At 51.7% G+C, this 22,857-nt stretch carries 21 protein-coding genes; 8 read left to right on the forward strand and 13 right to left on the reverse strand.

Annotated features, from left to right (window positions below):
• Positions 1–106: 106 nt before the first annotated feature.
• The 3 genes from TK_RS08695 (at position 107) to cca (ending at position 4,194) form a co-directional block, all read left to right on the forward strand.
• Positions 107–1,516, forward strand: coding sequence for a hypothetical protein (locus TK_RS08695; protein WP_011250690.1), 1,410 nt, complete (start codon positions 107–109; stop codon positions 1,514–1,516).
• Positions 1,517–1,657: 141 nt separating this feature from the next.
• Complete coding sequence (locus TK_RS08700) at positions 1,658–2,749, forward strand: PQQ-binding-like beta-propeller repeat protein (protein ID WP_052273633.1); 1,092 nt, start codon at positions 1,658–1,660, stop codon at positions 2,747–2,749.
• 74 nt (positions 2,750–2,823) lie between these two features.
• Complete coding sequence (cca, locus tag TK_RS08705; RefSeq protein ID WP_011250692.1) at positions 2,824–4,194, forward strand: CCA tRNA nucleotidyltransferase; 1,371 nt, start codon at positions 2,824–2,826, stop codon at positions 4,192–4,194.
• Here cca and TK_RS08710 read toward each other — a convergent pair.
• Together TK_RS08710 and TK_RS08715 are read right to left on the reverse strand one after the other, a co-directional pair.
• Positions 4,138–4,365, reverse strand: a complete 228-nt coding sequence (locus TK_RS08710) for a hypothetical protein (protein ID WP_143598710.1) — start codon at positions 4,363–4,365, stop codon at positions 4,138–4,140. The two genes, cca and TK_RS08710, sit on opposite strands and share 57 nt — an antisense overlap.
• A gap of 27 nt (positions 4,366–4,392) precedes the next feature.
• Positions 4,393–6,129, reverse strand: coding sequence for a hypothetical protein (locus TK_RS08715; protein WP_011250694.1), 1,737 nt, complete (start codon positions 6,127–6,129; stop codon positions 4,393–4,395).
• Between the two features lie 116 nt (positions 6,130–6,245).
• On the opposite strand from TK_RS08715, the gene TK_RS08720 reads away from it, so the two are divergent.
• Genes TK_RS08720 through TK_RS08730 form a run of 3 tightly spaced genes read left to right on the forward strand, consistent with a single transcriptional unit; the run spans position 6,246 to position 7,839 of the window.
• Positions 6,246–6,554 carry a hypothetical protein gene (locus tag TK_RS08720; RefSeq protein WP_011250695.1) on the forward strand — a complete coding sequence of 103 codons (309 nt, stop codon included), beginning with the start codon at positions 6,246–6,248 and terminating at the stop codon, positions 6,552–6,554.
• Between the two features lie 30 nt (positions 6,555–6,584).
• On the forward strand, positions 6,585–7,412 hold the full coding sequence (locus tag TK_RS08725) for a DMT family transporter (RefSeq protein WP_011250696.1): 828 nt from the start codon (positions 6,585–6,587) through the stop codon (positions 7,410–7,412).
• A gap of 49 nt (positions 7,413–7,461) precedes the next feature.
• Entirely contained in the window at positions 7,462–7,839 is a 378-nt protein-coding gene (locus TK_RS08730; protein ID WP_011250697.1) for a hypothetical protein, read from the forward strand.
• Positions 7,840–7,923: 84 nt separating this feature from the next.
• On the opposite strand, the gene yjjX is transcribed toward TK_RS08730, so the two are convergent.
• Positions 7,924–8,460 carry an inosine/xanthosine triphosphatase gene (yjjX, locus tag TK_RS08735; protein ID WP_011250698.1) on the reverse strand — a complete coding sequence of 179 codons (537 nt, stop codon included), beginning with the start codon at positions 8,458–8,460 and terminating at the stop codon, positions 7,924–7,926.
• Positions 8,461–8,656: 196 nt separating this feature from the next.
• Between yjjX and ileS the strand changes: the two genes are divergently transcribed.
• Positions 8,657–11,854, forward strand: a complete 3,198-nt coding sequence (gene ileS / locus TK_RS08740; RefSeq protein ID WP_011250699.1) for an isoleucine--tRNA ligase — start codon at positions 8,657–8,659, stop codon at positions 11,852–11,854.
• A 7-nt stretch (positions 11,855–11,861) separates the two neighbouring features.
• Here the strand turns inward: ileS and TK_RS08745 are convergent, their stop codons facing one another.
• The 4 genes from TK_RS08745 to TK_RS08760 form a co-directional block, all read right to left on the reverse strand.
• Positions 11,862–12,680 (reverse strand): hypothetical protein, encoded by an 819-nt coding sequence (locus tag TK_RS08745; RefSeq protein ID WP_048053748.1) that lies wholly within the window; start codon positions 12,678–12,680, stop codon positions 11,862–11,864.
• A 6-nt stretch (positions 12,681–12,686) separates the two neighbouring features.
• On the reverse strand, positions 12,687–13,946 hold the full coding sequence (locus TK_RS08750; protein ID WP_011250701.1) for a hypothetical protein: 1,260 nt from the start codon (positions 13,944–13,946) through the stop codon (positions 12,687–12,689).
• Between the two features lie 182 nt (positions 13,947–14,128).
• The gene (locus TK_RS08755) at positions 14,129–14,500 is read right to left on the reverse strand and encodes a type II toxin-antitoxin system VapC family toxin (RefSeq protein ID WP_011250702.1); all 372 of its coding nucleotides are present in this window, start codon (positions 14,498–14,500) and stop codon (positions 14,129–14,131) included.
• Complete coding sequence (locus TK_RS08760; RefSeq protein ID WP_011250703.1) at positions 14,467–14,700, reverse strand: antitoxin VapB family protein; 234 nt, start codon at positions 14,698–14,700, stop codon at positions 14,467–14,469. The genes TK_RS08755 and TK_RS08760 overlap by 34 nt, the downstream gene beginning before the upstream one ends.
• A 121-nt stretch (positions 14,701–14,821) precedes the next feature.
• Here TK_RS08760 and TK_RS08765 point away from each other — a divergent pair, with 121 nt between their 5' ends.
• Positions 14,822–15,580, forward strand: coding sequence for a DUF835 domain-containing protein (locus tag TK_RS08765; RefSeq protein WP_011250704.1), 759 nt, complete (start codon positions 14,822–14,824; stop codon positions 15,578–15,580).
• 19 nt (positions 15,581–15,599) lie between these two features.
• On the opposite strand, the gene glmA is transcribed toward TK_RS08765, so the two are convergent.
• Genes glmA through TK_RS08795 form a run of 6 tightly spaced genes read right to left on the reverse strand, consistent with a single transcriptional unit; the run spans position 15,600 to position 22,827 of the window.
• Positions 15,600–17,960, reverse strand: a complete 2,361-nt coding sequence (glmA, locus tag TK_RS08770; protein ID WP_011250705.1) for an exo-beta-D-glucosaminidase — start codon at positions 17,958–17,960, stop codon at positions 15,600–15,602.
• Between the two features lie 5 nt (positions 17,961–17,965).
• Positions 17,966–18,946, reverse strand: coding sequence for a glucosamine-6-phosphate deaminase (glmD, locus tag TK_RS08775; protein WP_011250706.1), 981 nt, complete (start codon positions 18,944–18,946; stop codon positions 17,966–17,968).
• On the reverse strand, positions 18,947–19,915 hold the full coding sequence (locus tag TK_RS08780; protein WP_011250707.1) for an ABC transporter ATP-binding protein: 969 nt from the start codon (positions 19,913–19,915) through the stop codon (positions 18,947–18,949).
• On the reverse strand, positions 19,908–20,885 hold the full coding sequence (locus TK_RS08785) for an ABC transporter ATP-binding protein (RefSeq protein WP_011250708.1): 978 nt from the start codon (positions 20,883–20,885) through the stop codon (positions 19,908–19,910). The genes TK_RS08780 and TK_RS08785 overlap by 8 nt, the downstream gene beginning before the upstream one ends.
• Positions 20,882–21,826, reverse strand: coding sequence for an ABC transporter permease (locus tag TK_RS08790; RefSeq protein ID WP_011250709.1), 945 nt, complete (start codon positions 21,824–21,826; stop codon positions 20,882–20,884). Before TK_RS08790 ends, TK_RS08785 begins: the two co-directional genes overlap by 4 nt.
• A 2-nt stretch (positions 21,827–21,828) precedes the next feature.
• Positions 21,829–22,827, reverse strand: a complete 999-nt coding sequence (locus TK_RS08795; protein WP_011250710.1) for an ABC transporter permease — start codon at positions 22,825–22,827, stop codon at positions 21,829–21,831.
• Positions 22,828–22,857 lie beyond the last annotated feature (30 nt).

Raw genomic sequence — 22,857 nt, forward strand, 5'->3', positions numbered from 1 at the left:
AGAACAATTTTTTTCATTTCAAGTTAACATAAAAAATTTAGAGAAAATGACAAAAATATTTATAAGGACAAGGATACTATAATGAATTGAAGATAAGTTATGGAGAATGAACCTAATGCAGTGGAAAATTATAGTGATAGTCATATTAGGAATGATTGTCTTGGGGGCCTCCCTCGAATTGAGCGCAGTAAATCTTGACTTCAACAATCCTCCAGCTCAGGTAATATCCCTACCTCAAGACAACGAGACCAATACAAGGGTATGCGCAAATTTTGACCCAGATACTGCATTACGAGAAATAAATATGACAATTCAAAAGCTCACATTAGATATCACTCAAAAAGAAAACAGATTGAAAGAGATCTCTAAAGAGATAAAGACAACACGGGATTCCAAGTTACTGAAGGAAATAGTTGAACTCCACAGGGATATTGAAGTGTCAAAAAGCAAAAGAGCATTCTATCAAAGAAAAGCAGGAAGCACACAGATATATAGACAATACCTAAACGGCGAAAACATTGGAGTAACAAGTGCTGAATTAAACAAATATAAGAAGACCATGCCTAACTTCAAAGACGTAAGGAACCCTGAGGACGCTATAATAAAGCTTTCAATTATGGGTGAAATGACCTTTGATAAAATAGTATTAATTGACAACAAAATAAACAGCATACTTGAAAACATCTCTTCAGGAACTGCCATGGGAGATGACGTCATCAGCAAAGTCTTTTCATTAATGAACAATCAATCAATATTATGGAATCAGCTAAGAGCGTATGCTGCATTAAGAGATAACTTACGAGTTAGATCTTTTCTCTCAAAAAATAGCAATAGCTTAGCCATCAGTGCTAATAGCGATCACAATTGTCAGTTAAAAAGTAACGGAAAAATAAACTGTAGAGAAATTCAAAAAGGCTACGACGAAGACTTTGACTGTTGTTTGAGCTTTTATAGACTCTTACCTGCGCTTAAAAGCTATCAGACTTACACCTTCATCAACCTCAGACCCGTAGCTGTGTGGGTTGGGATGTACAGTTCAGAATTCCCTAATAAGGATTACCACGTTGGAGATTGGTGCACTTACACTTTTCCCCCAGATAATAAAGAATCAACAATTATTAACATCTATTGGGAGACTGCCCAAGAAATAAGCAGAAACTGGGAGCTTAAAGTAAGTTCTGTTCAGATAAAGTTTTTTTACTCTGCTTTGGTATACCGGCAGGAAACACAGCGATATGAAGAGACAAACTTGATATTCCAATACGATTGTTATTTCAGCAAGGGAAGAGTCAGATGTCTACCTTCCTCGTCTTACGGAAAATATTTATTTACAAATCCTAGGACTCCTCCATACAAATACACCACTAAAATAGTTACTAATCCATATTGGTTAGTATGCAAGTACGGAGGAAACTGCAATGGATACGGCTGTCAATATTCAAAATGGGCAAACGCACACTGTGGAGGATGCTTTGCACCAGATAAATCCGCCAGTCAGTACTTTGCAAAATCCTGAGGGGGTACTATAAAAATGGATCGGCGTATTCTTTTTCCCCTCATTTCCATGTTTTTGGCTTTTCTTCTGTGTTCTGACATTATATCTGCCCAAAACTGGATTTTCAAGGGAGTTGCAGTCTCGGACGAAGGTATATATGCTATGACCGAAAACAATACCCTCGTTAAGCTTACTGAAAGCCTGGAACCTCTATGGGTGGTTGAGATTCAAAAGAATGCCCATATCAAACGCCTAATTCCAGCCGACAACGGCGTTCTCCTTGTCGGCGATGTTTTAGCCAAGCTCGACGGTAACGGAACCCTGCTCTGGGCAAAGAACGTGAGCGTCCGCGACGCAAGAGTTTTGCCCGATGGAGGTATTGTCTTCACAGACGGGAAGGTCGTTGGAGTGATCGACAAAAATGGAAAACCACTCTGGACAATCAAGTTCGCAACAAGAATAGCTGAAGTCCCTCCCGGTGTGAGAATAAACGCCCTTGCGCCGCTGGACGGCTACATCCTTGTGGCAGGAACCTACATTTTGCCCGACGATCCAAAGTCCCACCTTTTTATAGGGGCACTCTCCCGGGATGGAACCCTTATCTGGACCAAAGTTCTCAACACGGGATACTATGACTATCCAGATGTCGCCATCTCCCTTGGAAACAATGGGCTCGTTGCAGGGGTTTACGGCGGCGGGAGCGACGCTCCGTGGATAGCTGACTACTTTGCCTTAAGGGTGTCTCCCGACGGAAAAATTGAGTGGTTCAACTCCTACGCCTGCCCAAGAGAAGAGGACTGGGACAGGTTTTGGAGCATGAAAGTCCTCGGAGCGGCCTGTAACGATGACACCTGCGCTCTCGGAACAACGACCGGGACGTTTGTTATCAACGCCGAGGGAAAACTTCTAACGGGGCTTAACTTTTCCGGAAAAGCCCTGAGAGTGGAGAACAATTCAATTCTTCTCCTCTCGAACGGGACTCTCCTAACGGTGCCGCTGAAGGGCGCTGAGTGCCGCGCGTACTCATCCAGTGTCCAGTTCAAGGAGATCACTCCAGACGTGAAGGTCGTCCCGGCGGAGTTGAAAGTGGGGGAAGCTCATCTGCAGGTGACAAAAATAAAGGAAGCCACACGGCCAGATCGCGGAATTCAGAATACTGGAGATGGAGGCCAGGCTAAAGGAGCATACTTTGGAGTTATCTTAGCTGTGGTCTTAATCGTCGGGATGGCTCTGGTAGCTAAGCTCAGAAAGTAACTCCTACTTTTCTCTCTAACTCCACCAACAAAAGCAATAAAATACCTCAATGCGAACTCCAATCAGGTGTGAGCATGGAGATGGAAGAAGTAATCGCTGAAGTCCTCCAGAAAATCGTACCAACCGAGGAAGAGAGGGCCTTCGTTAAGGAACTGATAGGGGAGCTTGAGGGTATAGCGAGAGAAAAGGCGCAAGAGCTTGGCCTCGAGGTTAAGCCATACTTCGTCGGCTCCCTCGCCAAGGATACCTATCTCGCTGGAGACCACGACGTTGATCTCTTCTTGGCTTTTCCGCTCGACACACCTCTTGAAGAAGTGAGGGAGAGGGGACTGGAGCTTGGGAAGGAGATAGGGAAAACACTTGGAGAATACGAAATAGCCTACGCGGAGCATCCATACGTGAGGGCTAAATACAGGGACGTTAAAGTCGATTTAGTTCCCTGCTACGACGTGAGGGACTGGAAGGACGTAAGAACCGCCGTTGACCGCTCAATTCTCCACACAAAGTGGGTGAACGAGAACCTCAACGGAAAGAACAACGAGGTTAGACTGCTCAAACGCTTCCTCAAGGGGATAAAAGCCTACGGGAGCGAGATATACGTCCGAGGTTTTTCAGGATACCTCTCCGAGATACTCGTGATAAAGTACGGCTCTTTTGTTGAAGTCCTCGAAAAGGCCGACTTCATACTGAGGCAAAAGGTGGTTGATCCAGCAGGCTGGCTGAAAAGGGAACCCGAAATAGCGATGAAAACAGTAAGGAGGGAAGTTGAAGAGGACAAGCCCCTCGTTGTCATAGACCCCGTTGATCCGAGAAGGAACGTGGCCGCTAACCTGAGCTGGGAGAAGTACGGGAGGTTTTACTTCAAGGCAGACGAGTTCCTCCAAAGGCCATCGCTTGAGTTCTTCTTCCCTACGGGAAAAACTGGAGGGGACTATCTGGCGGAGCTGAGGAGAAAGGGGACTCACCTAATAACGCTTCTCTTTGACGTTCCGGAGATGGTGGACGACCTGCTCTTCCCACAGCTGGAGAGAAGCGCGAGGGGGTTTGAGAAGGCCCTTTCGAGGGAGGGTTTTGAAGTCTTAGGGTGGAACACTGGACGGTACGGTGCTGAAAAGGCCTTCGTAATGCTCGAACTCGACAGGGTTGAGAGGCCGAGGGTAAAAATCCACCCCGGCCCGGAGTTCTTCACGGAGAGAGGCAGGGACTTCTACAGAAAGAACGAGAGGGTATGGCTCGTTGGCAAGAGGCTCTACGCGGAGAAGAGGGTAAAGGAAAATATCATTGACGTCGTCAGAGAACTGCTTGAGAAGAACCAGGTGGCCCTTGGAAAGAATCTGCGGGAAACTGTAAAAGGAGCAGAGATACTCGTGGACTACGTGCCGAGGCCTTTAGAGAACGAGGCCTACCTCTTCCTTAGCAGAGAGAAGGAAGGCCTTAAACATTAGGGCCAAGAGGAGGTCTTTTCTTTTCGTTTCACGTTTTAGCTTCTCAAGACGGTTGAGGGCATCCTCCAATTTTGAGCAGAACTCCCAGCTGAATCCCCGCTGGAGGCAATCTATCAGCATTCCCTCGACTTTCTTATTCGACTTCTGTTTTTCCATGTAACCCACCGTCATAAAATTAGGAGGACAAAACTTAAAAAGCTATCCCCTGTGCTCGCACCACTCCCGGTTCTCCCAGTGACCATGCGCCTCGCCGGGTATGTGTCCAGTATCTGCGACCGCCCATTCAAGTTTATAGTTCTCTATCAGCTCCCTGAGCGACCCCCTGAGGTCGCGCTTTCCGACGAAGAGAGCCGCTCTCGTCACGACGTTGTAGCCGCTGTTTGGAACCTCTGGGGCTAGGGCGTCGGCCCAGGCTTTTTCGGTAGTTTCCCAGCCCTCAAGCGACGGAAGAGTGCCGAGGTTCCAGAGGTGGTAAAGCTCTCCAAAGTTCAGAAGCTTGAGGTAAGCCCCGATGAAGAGGCCCTGAAGCTCGCTCCCCTCAAAGTATTCCATGAGCTCTATGAGCGCCTTCGAAAGGACCGAGACGTTGCCAAAGGCCACGCGCGTGTCGAGGTTCTCCCAGAAGCGCGGACAGGAGTGGTTGGCCAGGAGCATGAGGTAGTAAACCCTACCAAGCTTAAGGGCCTTCTCTTCTCCGTTCGCCGGCTCAAGGACGTAGTCCAGGGAGGTGTCCATGCCAAAGTAGTCATAGTAGTCCCTGAAGAAGACCCTTGCGTAGCGGACGAGGAACTCCGCCGCTCTTTCACGGTCAGCACCGATGTCTTCAAGGGCCCTGAGGACTCCGAGCCTCACAACCCTGTTCAGCTCTTCGAAGAGCCTCGTGAAGGCAACCTTCCAGAGCTGGCTTATCTTCCTTCCGTTAACCGCCCTCGCAAAGACCTTACCGTCGGCCCTGCGGTAGCCGAGCCAGCGTGAATCGCTTGTCTTGCCGTCGAGGCTCAGATCGAAGTAGTCGCTCCAGGCAGAGTAGTCCTTGACGCCCATTTCAAAGGAGCACTCCCCATCAAGGCGCCTGAACTCTCCCGAGAGCTTCCGTCTGACGAACTCCATAGCTGAAACCCTCTCGACGCCGTTCTCTTCGAGGCCTTTCATCCAGGAAATGAACCTGTCGAGCTGTGCAGGGTTTCCGAGAAGGCTCTCCAGGTCACTTGCCGTGAAGACAAGGTAGGGGACACCAACGCTCTCCTTGTATTCGTCCCGTCTCTCCAGGGTCTTGCCGATCAAACCTAGAACATCGAGGGTGTTGAAGGCAAAGGCGTCGCTCAGCTCCCACTCCCTCCCGAAGACAAAGGAGTTCAGATAGCGGTTGCAGGAGTACTTTGCCTGAGGAAAGTCGTAGAGGAGCTGCCTCTCGTCGAGGAGGAAGACAAGCTTTCTGTCAGTTGAAGATTCAACTATTGAAGCGCTCTCGCGGGTGATAACTGCTTCGGGAAGCCAGTAGCCAACGACTGGGCGGTTCTCTATCAGGGGCGAGTAGAAGTCAAAGGAGACCTTAGCGAGTATTTCCTGCTCAAACCTGTCGAGGTGGGGCACTATAGGATGGAAGGGCGTTGTCGGGACAGCGTCAAGCTCCCGCAAAAGCTCCACTGTCTCCTCAAAGGCGCGCCTGCGGTAGTGGAGGAGCATGAGGAAAGTGAACGGCTCTATGTCAACGCTCACGCCCTTCATCCTGCCGAGGACGTCGTTTATGTACTCATAGGAGTACAACATGGCCCTCGTCCAGTTCTCGCCCTTGACGTACTCGTCGCGGATTTTAATCGAGACGGGGCTCTTACGCTCTTCATACTCAATTGGGGATTTCCCATCGCCGTCCTTGACGTAGACTATATCGCCGGGCTGGTAAGCGTGGAAGTGGTGGGCGTACTTCATCTCCATTGTCTCACCGTGAGTGATACAATTCGGAAGTTTATGGGCCTTTCGGAAGTCCATTATTACCCAGAGATGTCCGACAGATTAATAAAGGTGTACACTCAATTTCTCCCGGTGGAAGAATGAGAAGGGAGATAAGGGAGCTTCTTGGTGAGGAGCTGGCCAACTACCTCGAACTGTTGAGGGCAAAGCTCGCCTTCGCCGAAGAGCTGTACGGAGTCAAGATGAACTACGTTCCTCTAATCACTGAGGGAGAAGTTGTTGTCCTCGATAAGAACGACGGGGAGGTAAAGTGGCTCAGGGATAAGAGGCCTCTCACGACGGAGGAGTTCCTGAGGCTGCTCCCGAAGATAAAGGAGAACCTTGAAAGCGGCTTCGTCGAGATGCTCCTGGCTATGAACATGGGCTGCATCAACGGGCCGGGGGAGTAAATTTTTAAGCTCCCCATCGGACGACTTCCGATGAAAAAAGCCGAACTCGCACTCCTCGGTGTCACTGTCTTCTGGGGCTTCACCTTTCCCGCCATGAAGGTTAGTCTCAACTATTTTCCGCCGATACTCTTTCTCGCCTACCGCTTCGGTCTGGCTTCACTCCTCATGCTTCTTATCTTCGGGAGGAGGGCCCTAAAGCGTGAGACGTTTAAGGAAGGCTTCATCCTCGGCCTGACCCTCTTTTTTGGCCACGGCTTCCAGATAGTCGGCCTCAAGTACACGACGGCCTCGAACTCGGCGTTCATAACATCCCTCTACGTTGTATTAACACCGTTCATAGCCTACTTCATGCTCGGGGAAAAAGTGACCGGAAGGGACTTAACTTCGCTAGTCTTGGCTGTCATCGGCCTCTACCTGATATCCGGGGCGGGAACGTCCATAAACTACGGGGACTTCCTCACACTGCTCTGCGCGGTGAGCTTTGCCTTCCAGATAGTCCTCGTCCACAAGTTCGGCGAGAAGGATTATCTAAGCCTGACCTTCTGGCAGCTGTTCTGGAACTTCATCTTTTCGGCGCTCTTCGCCCTGGCCTTTGAAGAGCCTGCTTTTCCGAGGGAAGTGCTCCCGTGGGTGGGCGTCATCTACACGGCGGTCTTCGCCACGGTGATAGCCTTCACGGTCCAGCTCAAGTATCAGAGGTACACGACGGCCCAGAGGGCGGCCCTTATCTATTCTTCCGAGCCAGTGTTCGGCTCGCTCGCTGCTTACATAGCTCTGGGCGAGACGCTCTCCCTTAGGGGCTACCTGGGTGCGGCGCTGATCATGAGTGGAATTCTGAACGAGGTCAGGAAAAATTAACGAAAGGTTAATAAATTTTGAATCCAACCTTCTCTGGAGGTGAGGCCGAATGGTCCACGAGTACGTTAAGGAGAGGATTAAGGAGTTCACGAAGGAGGAGAAGGAAAAGCGCTACAAGTACCTTGGCAAGGAGGTCATCGACGTTGGAGACCCAGGCCTCGACAGCATCCCCGAGTTCTACGGCATAGCCAACGCCATCTGGAGGGACTGGAAGAACGGGGAGATAAGCACGAAGACGGCCCTCGGAAGGCTCGCGCTCCTCAAGCTCCTGACCTACAAGACCAAGAACAAGAAGATAGCAGACATACCTGAGGAAGACCTCGAGGAAGTCAGGAAGTTCATAGACTACGTCATACAGGTCATCAAGAACGAGAGCAGGAGGAAGGGAGAACCCGAGGAAGAGAGGCAGATCGAGGAGAACGCTTAAATTCTCAAACGCTGAACTCCCAGTGCCCTCCCCTCTCACACCCCCGGGAGCGGTGACCGGGGGGCGGTCGGGGAGGGCACACCTTCACAGTCCGTACCATTCAGGGTTCAGCCTCGGAACCAGGGCCATTAGGACAGCCAGCTTGTTCAATTCTTTTCTCACGAGCATTCCATGGGTCAGAACGCCTATCGCACCGATTTTTCTCTTCAGCTCGGGGTCGTTAACCAGCTCACCCATCGCAATTCCGACCTCAACACCTTCCTCAAACACCCGCCTGATTACTCCTGGAGGGTACTCAAAGCCCGGCCCGTGGCCGAGGGTTATTCTGCCCTCCCGGTCAACAACAGCACAGAACTGGACGTCCATGTAGCCGGTAATCGTTTCCGGAACCCGGTAAAGGCCGGCCTCGATGCCCACTCCAAAGTCTGCATCAGTTTTCTCAATGGCCTGTTTGGCCCTGTTGATGGCTCCCTTAACAGTCTCCTCTAGCCCGACAGGCTGGTCAGGAACTCCGCTGTCCACCTCGATGGGGACTACCTCAACGTCTCCATAAATCCCCAGGAAAACCTCTCTAACGGCCTCAACTTTGGCTGGGTTTGTTGAGCCGACGGCCACTTTCATTCTACCACCACCCCCAAAGAAAACCAAGAGGGCTTAAAGGGATTGCCCGAGAACCATCCAAAAACCTTATAAGCAGACTTCCCAACTTTGCCCGATACCCATGAGGGGGGAGTGTTTTATCCTCCGCTTCGCCCGTTTCGAGGCTTGAGACCCTCTTCTGGGTTAGCATTGACTATCATTTCTGGAGGGATTTTCCATGATCAGGGAGCCAGAGTTTAGGGAGTACAACCCAGGTCAGCTTGAGGAGAAGATAGAGGCCTTCTGGAAGGAGAACAACACCTACGAGAAGGTGAAAAAGCTCAGGGAGAACGGCCCGAAGTACTACTTCCTCGACGGGCCGCCGTACGTCAGCGGTGCAATCCACCTCGGTACGGCCTGGAACAAGATAATCAAGGACATGATAATCCGCTTCAGGAGCATGCAGGGCTACAACGTCAGGAGACAGCCCGGTTTCGACATGCACGGCCTTCCCATAGAGGTCAAGGTCGAGCAGGCCCTCAAGCTGAAGAACAAGCGCGAGATAGAGACCAAGATAGGCGTTGACAACTTCATAAAGAAGTGCAAGGAGTTCGCCCTCAACAACCTCAAGATCATGACGGAGCAGTTCAAACAGCTCGGCGTCTGGATGGACTGGGACAACCCGTACATGACGATAAAGAACGAGTACATCGAGTCGGGATGGTTCACGCTCAAGAGGGCCTGGGAGAAGGGCCTTCTCGAAAAGGACAAGCGCGTCCTCCACTGGTGTCCGAGGTGTCAGACGGCCCTTGCTGAGCACGAGGTCCGCGGCGAGTACAAGATGAGGAAGGACCCGAGCATCTACGTCAAGTTCCCGATTGAGTGGAAGGAGAAAGAGTACCTCCTCATCTGGACGACAACGCCCTGGACACTGCCGGCCAACCTCGCCGTTGCCGCCCACCCGGAGTACGAGTACGCGAAGGTTAAGGTCGAGACCGAGAACGGCGAGGAGTACTGGATAATGGCAAAAGCCCTCGTGGAGAGGGTTCTCAGCGAGGTAGGCGTCAAGGGTGAAATTGTTGAGACGTTCAAGGGCGAGGAGCTTGAGGGGATACGCTACACCCATGTCCTCCTTGAAGAGTACCCAGCTCAGAAGGAGTTCCGCGAGAAGTACGAGTGGGCGCACCGCGTAATCCTCGGCGAGCACGTCACGCTTGAGGACGGTACTGGACTGGTTCACACCGCCCCCGGCCACGGTGAGGAGGACTTCGAGGTCGGCCAGCGCTACGGTTTGCCAGTCTACAGTCCGGTTGACGACGCCGGAAGGTACACCGAGGGCAAGTGGAAGGGCGTCTATGTAAAGGACGCCGACCCTGAGATAATCGAGTACCTCAAGGAGAAGGGCTACCTTGTGAAGGCTGGAGAGATAGAGCACAAGTACCCGCACTGCTGGCGCTGTAAGACCCCGCTCATATTCCGCGCCACCGACCAGTGGTTCCTCAAGGTCAGTAAGGTCAAGGACCAGATAATCAAGGAGAACGACGAGAAGGTGACCTGGTACCCTGAGTGGGTGAAAGTTAGGTACGACAACGGCGTCATGAACTCCGGCGACTGGGTCATAAGCAGGCAGAGGTACTGGGGAATCCCGCTCCCGATATGGGAGAGCGAGGACGGAGAATACTACGTCGTTGGAAGCTTTGAGGAGCTCGTTAAGCTCGCTGTCGCGATAGAGGTCAACGGCGAGAGGATAGATCTCCCGGAGGGCTATGAGGAGAAGCTGAAGATAATAGAGGAGAAGCTCGGCCCAGAAGACCTTCACAGGCCCTACGTTGATGCCTTCATCATAAAGGTGAACGGCAAGGAGATGAAGCGCGTTAAAGACGTCGTTGATGTCTGGTTCGACAGCGGAATAGCGAGCTGGGCTTCCCTGGATTATCCAAGGAACAAGGAGCTATTCGAGAAGCTCTGGCCGGCGGACTTCATAGTTGAGGGCGAAGATCAAGTTACCAAGTGGTTCTACTCCCAGCAGGCGGCTTCAGTCATAGCCTTCGACACCGTCCCGTACAGGGCCGTTGCAATGCACGGCTACGTCCTCGATGAGAAGGGCGACAAGATGAGCAAGAGCCTCGGCAACATCATAAGGCCGGAAGAGGTTGTCCAGAAGGAAGGAAGGGACCCGTTCAGGTTCTATATGCTCTGGGCAACGAACCCGTGGGAGAACCTCCGCTTCAGCTGGAAGGGCCTTGAGCAGGTCAAGAGGATGCTCAACATCCTCTGGAACGTCTACGTGCTTTCAGCCACCTACATGAGCCTAGATAACTTCAACCCAACCAAGGTCAATCCAGAGGAACTTCCCTTCAGGGAGGAGGACAGGTGGATACTCAGCAGGGTCAACAGCCTCATCGGAGAGGTCACCGACGGAATAGAGACCTTCAGGCTGACAAGAGCTACAAGGGGCATCTACAACTTCGTTGTCGAAGACCTGAGCAGGTGGTACATAAGGCTCATCAGGAAGAGAATGTGGGTTGAGGGCGACGACCCGGACAAGCTGGCGGCCTACTACACCGTCTGGAAGGTCTTTGACGTCCTTCTAAGGCTCATGGCGCCGTTCACGCCATACATAGCCGAGGAGATATACCAGAACCTCATAAGGCCCTTCGTCGGTGTGGAGAGCGTCCACATGCTCGACTGGCCGGAGGCGGACGAGAAGGCCATTGACGAGGAGCTTGAAAAAGAGATGGAGTACGCCAGGAAGATAGTCGAGGCAGGCTCAAGCGCCAGACAGAAGGCCAGGATAAAGCTCCGCTACCCTGTCAGAAGGATAATCATCGAGACCGAGGACGAGACAGTTAAGAAGGCCGTCGAGAGGATCAACAGGATACTCAGGGATCAGCTCAACGCCAAAGAAGTCGTCGTTGGAAAGGTCGAGCGCGAGCTTATCATAAAGCCGAACTTCGCGAAGGTTGGGCCCGAGTTCAAGGGCGACGCCAAGAAGGTAATAGCCTGGATAAGCGAGCACGGCAGGGAGCTATACGAGAAGGGCGAGATGGACGTCGAAATAGAGGGCAAGACCTTCCACATCACGAGGGAGCACGTAACCATCGAGGAGAAGCTCCCGGACTTCTTCGTTGCTGAGGAGTTCGATGGAGGAAGGGTCTTCGTGGACAAGACCCTCACCAGGGAGCTCCTGGCTGAGGGACTGGCGAGGGAGTTCGTGAGAAGGATACAGGAGATGCGCAAGAGGCTCGACCTCGACGTGAACGACAGAATAGTTGTAACAATCGAGACGACCGACGAGAACCGCGAGCTCCTCCAGGAGAACCTCGACTACATAATGCGCGAAACGAGGGCTGTGGAGGTTCGCTTCGAGGAGGCCAAGGGCTACGTCGTCGAGTGGCCAGAGGTGCAGGCGAAGATAGGGATTGAGAAGGTTTAACCTCTCCCTATCCTTTTTTAGCAGCAGGATTCGCGTAGGGCGCTACAACGTTCTTCGCTCCAGCTACTACCAGTATTCTGGCCAGTCCAAGGTCATCTATTTTTCCGCATTCAACGTATATGTACTCGCCGTTTTTGGTGTAAAGCTTCGAAAACACCACCTTTATGGGGCCGTTTTGCCATTTCCCCAAATCTTCAACGACGGTAAAGTTAAGCAGTCTTATATTTTCGTTAATTTTCTCAATGATGTCCTCAATGGAACACGAACAACCGGCCTCAATTAAGCGGGGTTCAGTCTCTCCACCAAAAAGGGGTTCTGGCCAGAAGGCCCATCGTCCCTTGACGAGGGGAATGAAATAGTAGGCAATCTTAACCTCTCCACTGGATGAACTGGTACTGCCCATCTCTACCTTCTCAAGTTTGGAGTTCTCACCTGAACAGCTTCCGCGTTCATACTGGAAATAATGCCTCAAACGGGCAGTATCTCCGGGCAGGATCATCTTCACTTCCCCTCCCCATACGGAGCATTGTGGTGTGATACCCAGTTTTCTGGTCCAGCTGCTTTTCTCACCGTTGAGAAACGGTGGGATTATCTCACTGTCCTCGGTTTCATACACGTATCCCTCGGAGAAAAAAACGAATCCCCCTCCAGAAATCCGTACTGCCGTCGTGGGCCAATTGGAAGAGTAAGGGATTGAGGAGAGGCAATCGGTGGAGAAGTTGCTTACCGAGAGCTTACAATCGGGATTCCTTTCTGGAAGAATATGCACAAAAAAGAGCAAAGAGAAAAGAAAAACCGCAGCACCGAAAACAAACCCCCTCTTCAATTTAAATCACCCTCCAGAAGTTACTGCCACGTAGGGGCATATTCCATTCCAGCACATCTTTATGGGTTTTACAGTTGTTATCATTGCGTCCACCCAGTTGCCGACCTTTATCCATCCCGCAGGTAGATCCTTCCATGTTGTGTGTACGTATATTGCTGGGACGCTTGAATCGTACCCAACAAAGGTCATTGAGTGTCCAACAATACTGCCATTTCTAAGTCTCCAGTGAACATTCAAAAGACCCGGATGGTTCTTATCAACTTCTCCTTTAATCGCTAAGAACAGTTGATAGTCCGAAGAGTATTCACGATTCGTGGCATCGTAGCTGTAGGTTGGATGAACACTAAGATGTCCGTCGTTATAGAGTTTCATGACCTCCCAGTAAAAGTCCTCAATTCCCTTCGTTATGCCGTTTGCCTCTGTTCTACCACTACTGTCTGTTCCCATTGTAAAGTGAAGAATATCAATTATTGCTTCCCTCATATAGGCGCTTCTAAATTGGGAGTCATAATATGCAACCACCATTGATGCCGCTATTGGGGAACAGCCATCCCAGTCACCCCACGGATCTGGCGCAGGACCCACGTTGTTAGGGTATCCAATGTTGGCGTTTCCAGTGTCAGTGGATGTCCAAGTTGGCACCCCTTCAATGATCTTTCTTGGGGAACTTTTGAGGGCATCCTTTTCCAACTTGACCCAGAGCACCTCGTTTTTCTTGGATTCTATTGAGAATCTGAATGATGCACTCGGATCGATCCTGTACTCCCTACCGGCCAAATCAACGACCGTGCCATCCTCGGTCTGAATTCCAAACATTGCCGCCCCAAGAACAACGTAGCGATAGTGCTTAATTCCTATTGTTTCCGCAATTTTGTCCAGTTGCTGGCTGACAAGCTTCCTGGCCTCGAACACCTGCATCCATCCGGGAGGCATTGTTTTTAACGCAGGTATGAACATGACGCCAACAACTTTTCCATCCTTGAGGAGGGGAACCTCATAGTAGGCGGGTCTCCCATCGGGGAAGTAAAACAGAACCAGCTTCTTCCCGATTTCTGCCCCTTTGAAGTCCATAAAGGGAAAGCTGTTAAGCTCGTTTTTTGCTAGATACAACGCCACGTTTCTGGAAACCTGCGGTAGAACTTTAGTAGAACTTTTGGCCACTTCAAGGGCAGGGTCACCGAAAACGTAGCTTTCCGTGTTAAGTAATGTCATCCCCAAAATCAAAAACATCAGCAGTATTCCCAGGCTCCTGTTCTTCAACTTCATAGAGCATCATCTAACCGAGTGGTCACTAATAATGATGTATGATGCTATATAAATTTTTCTATTTTTGCAGTTATTAGTTGAACCAACTAACGTTTTTTGTTATAACCAACTTGTAATAATTAAAATTCAAGCCGATCAAACGAAAAAAGCAAAGCAAAAAAGCAACAAAAGAGCACGGAAGTTCATTTTTCCAAAATTTTCACCTTCAGTCCGTACTCCTTAAAGCGCTCGAAGCCCTTATCGCAGGTGAAAAGGACTGAATTGTGGGCTATTGCAGTTGCGGCGATGAGTAAGTCTTTAAATGGCGGCCGCTGACCTTTCTTCGTCAGATCTCTGAAGATTGCACCCGCGATCTTTGCGGCCTCTTCGTTGAATTCGACTTTCGGTATCATTTCAAGCATTAACTCTTCCCTCTCCTTCAAGCTTCCACAGTAGAGTTCAAAGAGGACTATAGCGGGGAGCGCGTAAGTTTCACCTGGGGAAAGACCCTCTATGACTTTTCTGTTTCCCCCGAAGAGCTCTATAACGACGCTGGTGTCCAGGAGTCCATCCATTCTTCGACCTCCTTGAGCTCTTTTTTAAGCTCCTCAACCTCTTCAGGTGTTCTCGTTCCAAAGGCGATCATGAGCACATCCAGGTTTCCCTTCTTTTTTTTGCCGATCAGCTCCCTTAGAAGTTCCGAGAAGCTCTTCTTTCCCTTCATCTTTACCAGCTCGTAGTAGACGTCGTCCGCTATGGTTATCGTCTTTCCCAAGGGCACCACCTATAAGTGCATGCATGCACGAAACATATAAATCTTGTGGACTCCTAGTGGCTTTAATGGAGAGGAAGGAAAATTTTTTAAGACAATGTGTCATAATTAGTATCGTGAGAGCATGGTGGAATTCACACTAAAACTCGACATTGAGATATTCAAGCTAGCCATCGTTACGTTAGCCCTTTTCATACTGTACAAATATCACCGGATTTTTGAGACGGCTCTGCCCCCAAACCTCCTGAGAAGGGGCACATACGTCACGGTGATTTTCTGGCTCGGCTTTCTTGCCGATGTTATGAACGACATGTACCCAACACCCTTCACTAAGATCCTCGACGACATAATAATCTCCTTCGCCCTCGTTCTCGGGAGTTACTACCTGATTGACTACATGCGAAAGGTAAGGGTTAACGTTACCCCGTCAAAGGCTCTAAGCGGAGACTCAAATCTGCCAAATGGGGCACACATTATCACAGACCCAAACATCCCAGCAGTCCCCGAGCTTATAAGGGGCAAGAAGGCCATCGCACTCTCCAGAAATCCAGACCCCTTCAAGAAAATGGGTGTTCCTTACCTCTGGCTCAGCAAGGTGCCCGGTGAAAACACCATAGACCCCCTCCGCCTTCCTGCGATACTCCACAAGCTCGTTGAAAGCGCCGATAGGGACACGGTCGTCATAGTGGATGGGCTCGAATACCTGATTCTGGAAAACGGTTTCAACAGCGTGATAAAGTTTCTGACCACCCTGAAGGACAACCTCCTGCTGAAAGGTGCAACCCTCATCGTGGTTGCAGATCCAAAGGCACTGGAACCATCCCAAATGGCAATATTGAGAAGGGAGTTCAGGGAGATTCCAAAAGAAGGCCAAAAAAGTTAGAAGAGCAGAACAGAGATGGTTAAAGAAGCTCAACCTCAAAGTACTCTCCAGGGTGCTCTATCACTATCCTAAGTACTTCTCCATCGCTTCCGTCAACTATTTTGCCCCCACTGACCTTGACGGATTCAACCCCCTTCAGGGCAATTTCACTGTGGCCTGAAAGATGGTTCCTGAACGTCAGCACATCACCTTCCCACATGACCAAAGTGGCCGTGGCGTAGGCAACCTCCACGTCCCCTTTTCTAACGCCGAACGGCAGGTAGAGGGTGCCCCTCCTCTTCAATTCAATGCCATCGAGGAGGACTGGGACTTCCAGCCCCCTGTAGCTTATCCTGCCCTTTATAGGGTGCCCCCGCGGGTTTGTAACCGCAAGGTAGGCGTAGCCCTTACCCTCCATGGGAAGGACTATCATGTCCGGGTTCGTGACCTCGAAGTCCTCCCTTACCCCCTGGAGCTCCTTGAGCTTCCAGACGAACTTTCTGTGGAGGTCGTGGTGGCTCGTGTAGTACTGGAGCCTGAAGCCGAGGACTACGGCGCTCCCCCCGCCCTTCCTGACGAACGCCCCGACGGGCTTCTCCCCCAGGAAAGCTATGGGTTCTCCGCCCCTCACACCGCGCACCGTGTTCCTGACGAGCATTCTGTCTATTCCCTCCGCTGAAACGCTGAGGAACTGGATGAGGCGCGGGTTCCTCCTGGCTTTCTCCCTCTCAACTTCAACGCCGAGGAAGTCTTTAAGAGAGCTGTAGGGCTCCAGATTCTCGTCGTAGCGCGGGAGCATCGGGAGTATAACGAGGTTTCCACCCCTCGCGACGAACTCGACGAGCTTGTCCTGAACTTCCCTGGACATGAAGTCGAGGCTGTAGACCCAGAGCTGATCGTAGCTCAGGAGCTCGTCGAGAGTGACATCTTCGAGGTCAACGGCATCGAAGGGAGTATTGCTCATGGCCAAAAGCGTGAAAAGGCCCCTCTCTCCAAGGAGGTACTCGTTCAGGTCTGTGCTCTCCTCAAGGCCCTCATAGCCCCAGAGATTCAAAGCTTCGTAGGGCTCGTAGAGACCGACCGCAACTTTTGGCCTAAGCTCGGCATCGGCGAGTCCCTCGGCGGAGGTCATGGTCTCTGAGAGAGCCTTTATGACCCCGAAGTGAGGCCTCTCGGATCCATCAAGGCCAACCGGTGAGTAAACGTCCCAGGTTATCCCGTTGTGTGATTCATATCCCTCTGGATTTTCCCCGCCAACGAAGAGGTAGTAGTTGATGTTCGGTATGCCCAGAGGGGGCAGTATTGAGTACAGGAGCTCGGCCTCAGTCGGGTCTATGGTGTGCGCCAGCGAGCTCTGGGTCTCGATGCTTAGCGGTGGCGTTCCAGCTTTCCTGACGTGGTAGCGGTAGATTCCCGTCTTATAGTAGATGTGGCCGAGCTTGTCCTCCTTAAAGTCGGAGGAGCGGTAGAAGGAGTACCAGAACTCTGTCCAGACATGAATTTTGAGGTTGTGCTCCCTCATGTAGGTGAAGAAGTGCCTCCAGGCGACTTGGAGAAGGTAGGGGTCGAGAATGCTGATGGGGACGTCGAACTCCCTCGCCATCCTCTCGTATATCCAGCGGACGTACTCGTTGATCATCCAGAGCTTGAAGTGGTGCCAGTCAATAAGCTTTGGTAGGGGCTCGGAGAAACTCGTCGGAACCTTTATCTCGGAGTAGTCCTTGAAATCACCCTTGTAGCGCCTCCTGAGGTCTTCAAGGGTGTAGTTCTGCTCAAGCCACTTCTCCCACAGTCCCCCTGGCTTTGTTATTATCTCGTTGTAGTCTGTAAGGAAAGGCTGGAAGATTGTTTCCCAATATGATGGCTCATCATCGATTGAGACGCTTATTATTGGCCCCCCGTTAGTGTATAGGTACTTCCTGATCACTGGAAAGACGGCGTTGTACCACTCCCCCACGGCCTCCAGATAAGTAGGGTGGAGATACGTTATCGGCGGGTAGTAGATGTCCCTAGGAAGCGGCCCGTTCGGCCCCTTGGCCAGTATCTCCGGATGTTCGTCTATCAGCCAGTCTGGAATGCCGCCGTTCCGCCACTCGCCGCAGATATAGGGGCCCGGGCGGATTATAACGTAAAAACCAAGCTCGTCTGCCAGTTCCAGGAACCCGACTAGATTTCTCTGTGGGTGAGTTTCACCCTTGAAATCAAAGCTTCCCTTCTCAGGTTCGTGCCAGTTCCAGGCTACGTAGGTATCAACCGTGTTGAGGCCCGCTTCCCTCATCTTGAGGAGCCTGTCTTTCCACGCATCGGCGGGGACCCTGAAGAACTGGAGTGTGCCCCCAGCTATCGTAACGGGTTCACCGTCGATGACGTACCTTTTGCCGCTAAACTCAACCTTTCCCATTCCCATCACCACTTTACGACCTTACTGAGAAAGCGGGGCTGATCAGGGTTCAGGCCCCTCTTGATGGCTTTATAGTATGAGAGAAGCTGAATAATCGGAAGATGGAGGATTGGAGTGAGCAGTTCATCGACTTTGGGAAGATCGATGAAGTAGTCCGCTCCAGTATCTCCGTTGCCTATCGTCAGAACCCTAGCTCCCTGCCCCTGGAATTCCTTCGTAAGCTTCTCGTGCCAGTCGAAGGGTTCGTTAACCAGAAGGACAACTAGGGTTCCCTCGTCGGCAACCGACTTGAAGCCGTGCCTGACCTCGAAGGTCTGGTAAGCCTCGCTCCAGAAGAGTGCCATCTCCTTCATCTTAAGCATCGCTTCGAGGGCTATTGGGTAAAGGATACCCGATCCGAGGAATATGACGTTCCTGAAGTCAAACTCCCCAGTTATCTCCCGTATATAGCCCTCGTTCTTTAGGGCTTCCCTCGTCAGTTCTGAAGTCATTTCAGCATCGTAGGTTTCCAGGCCGAAGGAGGCGTTGAGAAGCTGGAGGAAGGCGAAGTAGAAGGCCGTAAAAGAGTGGGTCATGACGACGCTCTCCTCGTGGGTGGGGACTATGAGGGCGTAGTCCGCTTTCCTCGACAGCGTGCTCTCGTAGGCTGTCAGGGCAAATTTCGGAACGTCCAAGGATTCAAGGGCCTTTACGGCCTCGGTCGTCTCTCCTGAGCGCGATATTGAAACCAAAAGCTCGGGCTTCCCAACAGGGTAGTACTCCCTCGAATAAAGAAGTTCGGAGCAGGGGAGGGCCACTCCCCTGCCCCCAAGGCGGGTGGTTGCCATGGCCAGCGGCTGCGACAGGAAGTGGGAACTGCCACAACCAGTGTAGACCACTTCTCTCGGTAACAGGAAGTCGCTATTGGTTACGAACTCCTCAAAGGCCCTCTGGGCTGTTTTTATCCCCTCGGGAGTTCTCTTAATTTCTCTAAGCGTTGCGTGCATTCACTCACCCCCGTGAAGGTGGCAGGCAACCCAGTGGTTCTTCTCAACTTCAACGACCTGGGGCCTAACTTTCCAGCACTTCTCGGTTGCAAAAGGGCAGCGGGGAGCGTAGTTACATCCCCCTATCTCGTAAACGCTCCTTTCCTCCGCCTCAGGCCGAATTTCACCCTTGAATTCCCATTTTACGTTGAGGTCGGGAACGCTTTCCAGAAGCATTCTGGTGTACGGGTGAAGCGGATTCTTGAAGACCCTCTCAGTGTCCCCAAACTCCACTAAACGCCCCCTATACATTATCAGGGTCGTATCGCTAATGTAGTAACCGAGGGCCAAATCATGAGTAACGAAAAGAACCGAAGTCCCAAGTCTGTCCCTGACATCCCCCAGGAGGTTCAGAACGTCTATTCTCGTGCTCGCGTCGAGCATTGAAACGGCTTCATCCGCGACCAGAAGGGAAGGCTCGACTAGAAGGGCGCGGGCTATTAAAATGCGTTGGAGCTGACCGCCGCTGAACTGGTGGGGATATTTGCCGAGAACCTCATCGGGGTTGAGACCAACGTCCTCCAGAGCCTTTGCGATCAGCTCCTCCCTCTCCCCGTGACTTAGGTCCGGAAAGAACGAGTCAAAAATCATGTCAAAGGCTCTGTCAACTGGATAGACCGGGTTGAAACTTGCAAAGGGATCTTGGAATACAGCTTGTACCTGCTTGTAGTAGGACTTAAGCTGTTTCTTGTTAAATTTCATGATGTCCTCTCCTTTGAACAGAATCCTTCCAGATGTCGGAGGAAGGAGGCGAAGTATTATTCTTCCGATCGTGGTTTTTCCGCTGCCGCTTTCCCCCACGAGGGATATTATTTCACCCTCCCGGATGTTGAAGCTAACATCGTCAACGGCCTTGATCTGAAAACCACTGATGAATCCCGATGTAAACACCCGAGTTAAGTGTTCAACCCTGACGAGAGGCTCACTCATTTTTCTCACCTCCATAGAGATGGCAGGCCACTATGTGGTCATCACCAACACTGAATACCCCCGGTTCGACCCTTTGGCAGACCTCCATGGCGTAGGGGCACCTTGGATAGAAGCGGCAACCCTTTGGCGGGTTGAGGAGGCTGATTGGCGTACCTGGAATGCCCTTCAGCTTTGCCCGCTTGTAGTGCACGCCTATCTTAGGCAAGGACTCAATGAGAAGGGAGGTGTATGGATGTGCTGGAGAGTCTATTATTTCCTCTGTAGGCCCGATCTCTGCAACCTTACCGGCGTAGAGGACCATCACCCTGTCCGCTATCTTATCCAGCAGTGCCAGGTCGTGGGTGACGAAGATGATGGACTTGACGATGCCCTCCTTCATGAAGTAGTGGAGGAGTTCGAGAACGACCCTCTGAGTTGTAACGTCAAGCGCTGAAGTAATCTCGTCGGCGATGAGCAAGTCGGGATTCATGAGGGTTGAGACTACCATAGTTGCCCTTTGCCTCATTCCACCGGACAGCTCCACTGGGTACATGTCCGCAACCTTATCACTGAGTTTGACCATCCTAAGCCTCTCCCTGAGGAGTTTCTCGACCTCCTCCCTGTCCTCTGCCCCGTGTTCCCTCGCCAAATCCCAGACTATGTCCTTGATCTTCTTAGTTGGATTCAGAGCGTTCATGGCATACTGGGGAATTATCGAGAGCTCAGTGTACTTTATTTTACGTTCTTCTTCCTTGCTCAGCTTCATGAGGTCTCTTCCCTTGAAGATCGCCTCTCCTCCCATATGGATCATGGGGGGTTTTCTGAGGATAAGGGAGTGAACGAGGGTGGATTTGCCGCACCCACTCTCTCCTGCTATTCCGAAAACCTCACCCTTCCTAACGTCAAAGGAAACCCCATCAACGGCCTTGACGAAGCCCATTGGAGTCCTGTAGTAGACTTTAAGGTTCCTAACGTCAAGAATTGCCGTCATTCGCCACCCCTCCTGAGCCTCGGATTGAACACTTCCTCCATACCGAGGTTGATGAAGAACAGCGCCGTTATGATCAAGGTTATGATGAGCCCCGGCGGTATGAACCACCACCACTGCCCGAACTGGAGGGCGTTGTAGGCTATCGCCTTCTGGAGTATCGTTCCGAGGGATACCGTTGTCGTCGGTCCGAGGCCGATGAAGTCGAGGGTCGCACTGGCCAGTATGGCACCGCTGAACTGCAGTATCCCGGCCATGAAGACGTAGGATACCATGTTGGGCATTATCTCGCCGAAGATTATCCTGAGATCACCCTGGGCGCTCAGCTTCGCGAGGCTGACGAACTCCCTCTCCTTGAGCGAGAGGGTCTGCGCCCTAACGGCCCTGGCAACCCACGGCCATCCCGTTATTCCTATTATCAAGGCCTGGACCTCTGGACTTCTGGCGGAGAGGTAGGCGGCGATTAGGACGAGCAGGACTATAGAGGGTATAACGAGCATTATGTTGGTGAACATCATGAGCGTCTCATCGACCCAGCCACCCTTGTATCCCGCTATGAACCCGATGGTTATCCCAAGGATCGTTCCTATTATAGCCGCCAGGAAGGCCACCCAGAGGCTCGTTCTAAGGCCCGTGACCAGCTGGGCGTAAACGTCCTTCCCAAGGGCATCCGTACCTAGGAGGTGAGTGACTTCTACCCTGTTGCCGAGGTAGGTGATCAGCGTCTCGTTGCTCATGGGCGGGAGGACCTTGGTGGAGTACGTTGCCACTTTGATGCTCGTGTTCGGTACCCTTTCGTAGTACAGACCGTCGCCGCTGAAGGGCGTGAACAGACCCCCGATCAGCGAGAAAACGATGAAGAACATCAACACGCTGAAGCCGAACACGAACTTCTTGTTCCTGAACGCTATTTTAACCGTGTCAAGCCTGCCCCTTCTCGCCATTTTCAACCCTCCGTGTAGCTGGCCCTGACGCGCGGATCTATGAAGGCGTAGATTATGTCTATCAGAAAGTTAGCCAGGAGAACCGCTATGACCACCATTAGAAACGCCCCTTGGAGGAGGAAGTAGTCCTGGCTCAGGGCCGCGTTCATTATGAGAACGCCTATCCCAGGGTAGTTGAAGACTATCTCTGTCGCTATAGCTCCAGCAACCATGAGGCCCAGCTGGAGGGCCAGTCCTGTCACCTGGGGGAGTATTGCGTTCCTGTATGCGTGCTTAGTTAGGAGTCTCTCACTGCCGCCGAGGGCCTCAAGATAGCGGACGTAGTCGGCCTCAAGCTCGTAGATTATCATGTTCCTCATTCCTATGGCCCAGCTTCCGATCATGACCGTGAAGAGGCTGAGGAACGGCAGTATCCAGTGCTTCAGAAAGTCGCCAACAAAGCTCAGGGAAATCGAGGGTACGAGGCTTGGATCGTAGGCCCCCTGGTAGGGAAGCCATCCAAGCTCAACCCCCACAACGTACACCAGCAGCATGGCAAACCAGAAGTAGGGCATGCTCGCGAGGAAATAGAAAACGGGCATGGCGTACCTGTCATACATCTTATTTTTACCCGCAAGCGCACCAAGCCAGTTTCCGACCAGCCAGCTCAAAACGATCGCGGGCAGGAGGATTACAATATCATAGGGGAGGGCGTGCTTTATTATATCCGCGACTGGGGCACGGTAGAGTATGCTATAGCCCAGATCCCCGTGGAAGAGGCTCGACCAGAAGTTTAGGAACTGCTTCCAGAGAGGCTGATCGAGCCCGTAAAGCCTCTCATAGAACCGCACCAGAGCATCGTTAACACTGCCCCCTGTGCCCGCCTGGGCCATCATGCCCTCTATCGGGTTGCCGGGCATTAACCTTGGGAGCAACCAGTTAAGCGTGACCGCGAACAGGAAGGTTATCAGGTACACGAAGGTTTTGCGCATGAGGTACTTTCTGAATCCACCAGAGGCCATGCAACTCCCCTCCATCGGTCGAGAGACAAT

The organism is Thermococcus kodakarensis KOD1 (assembly GCF_000009965.1).
GTDB lineage: Archaea > Methanobacteriota_B > Thermococci > Thermococcales > Thermococcaceae > Thermococcus > Thermococcus kodakarensis.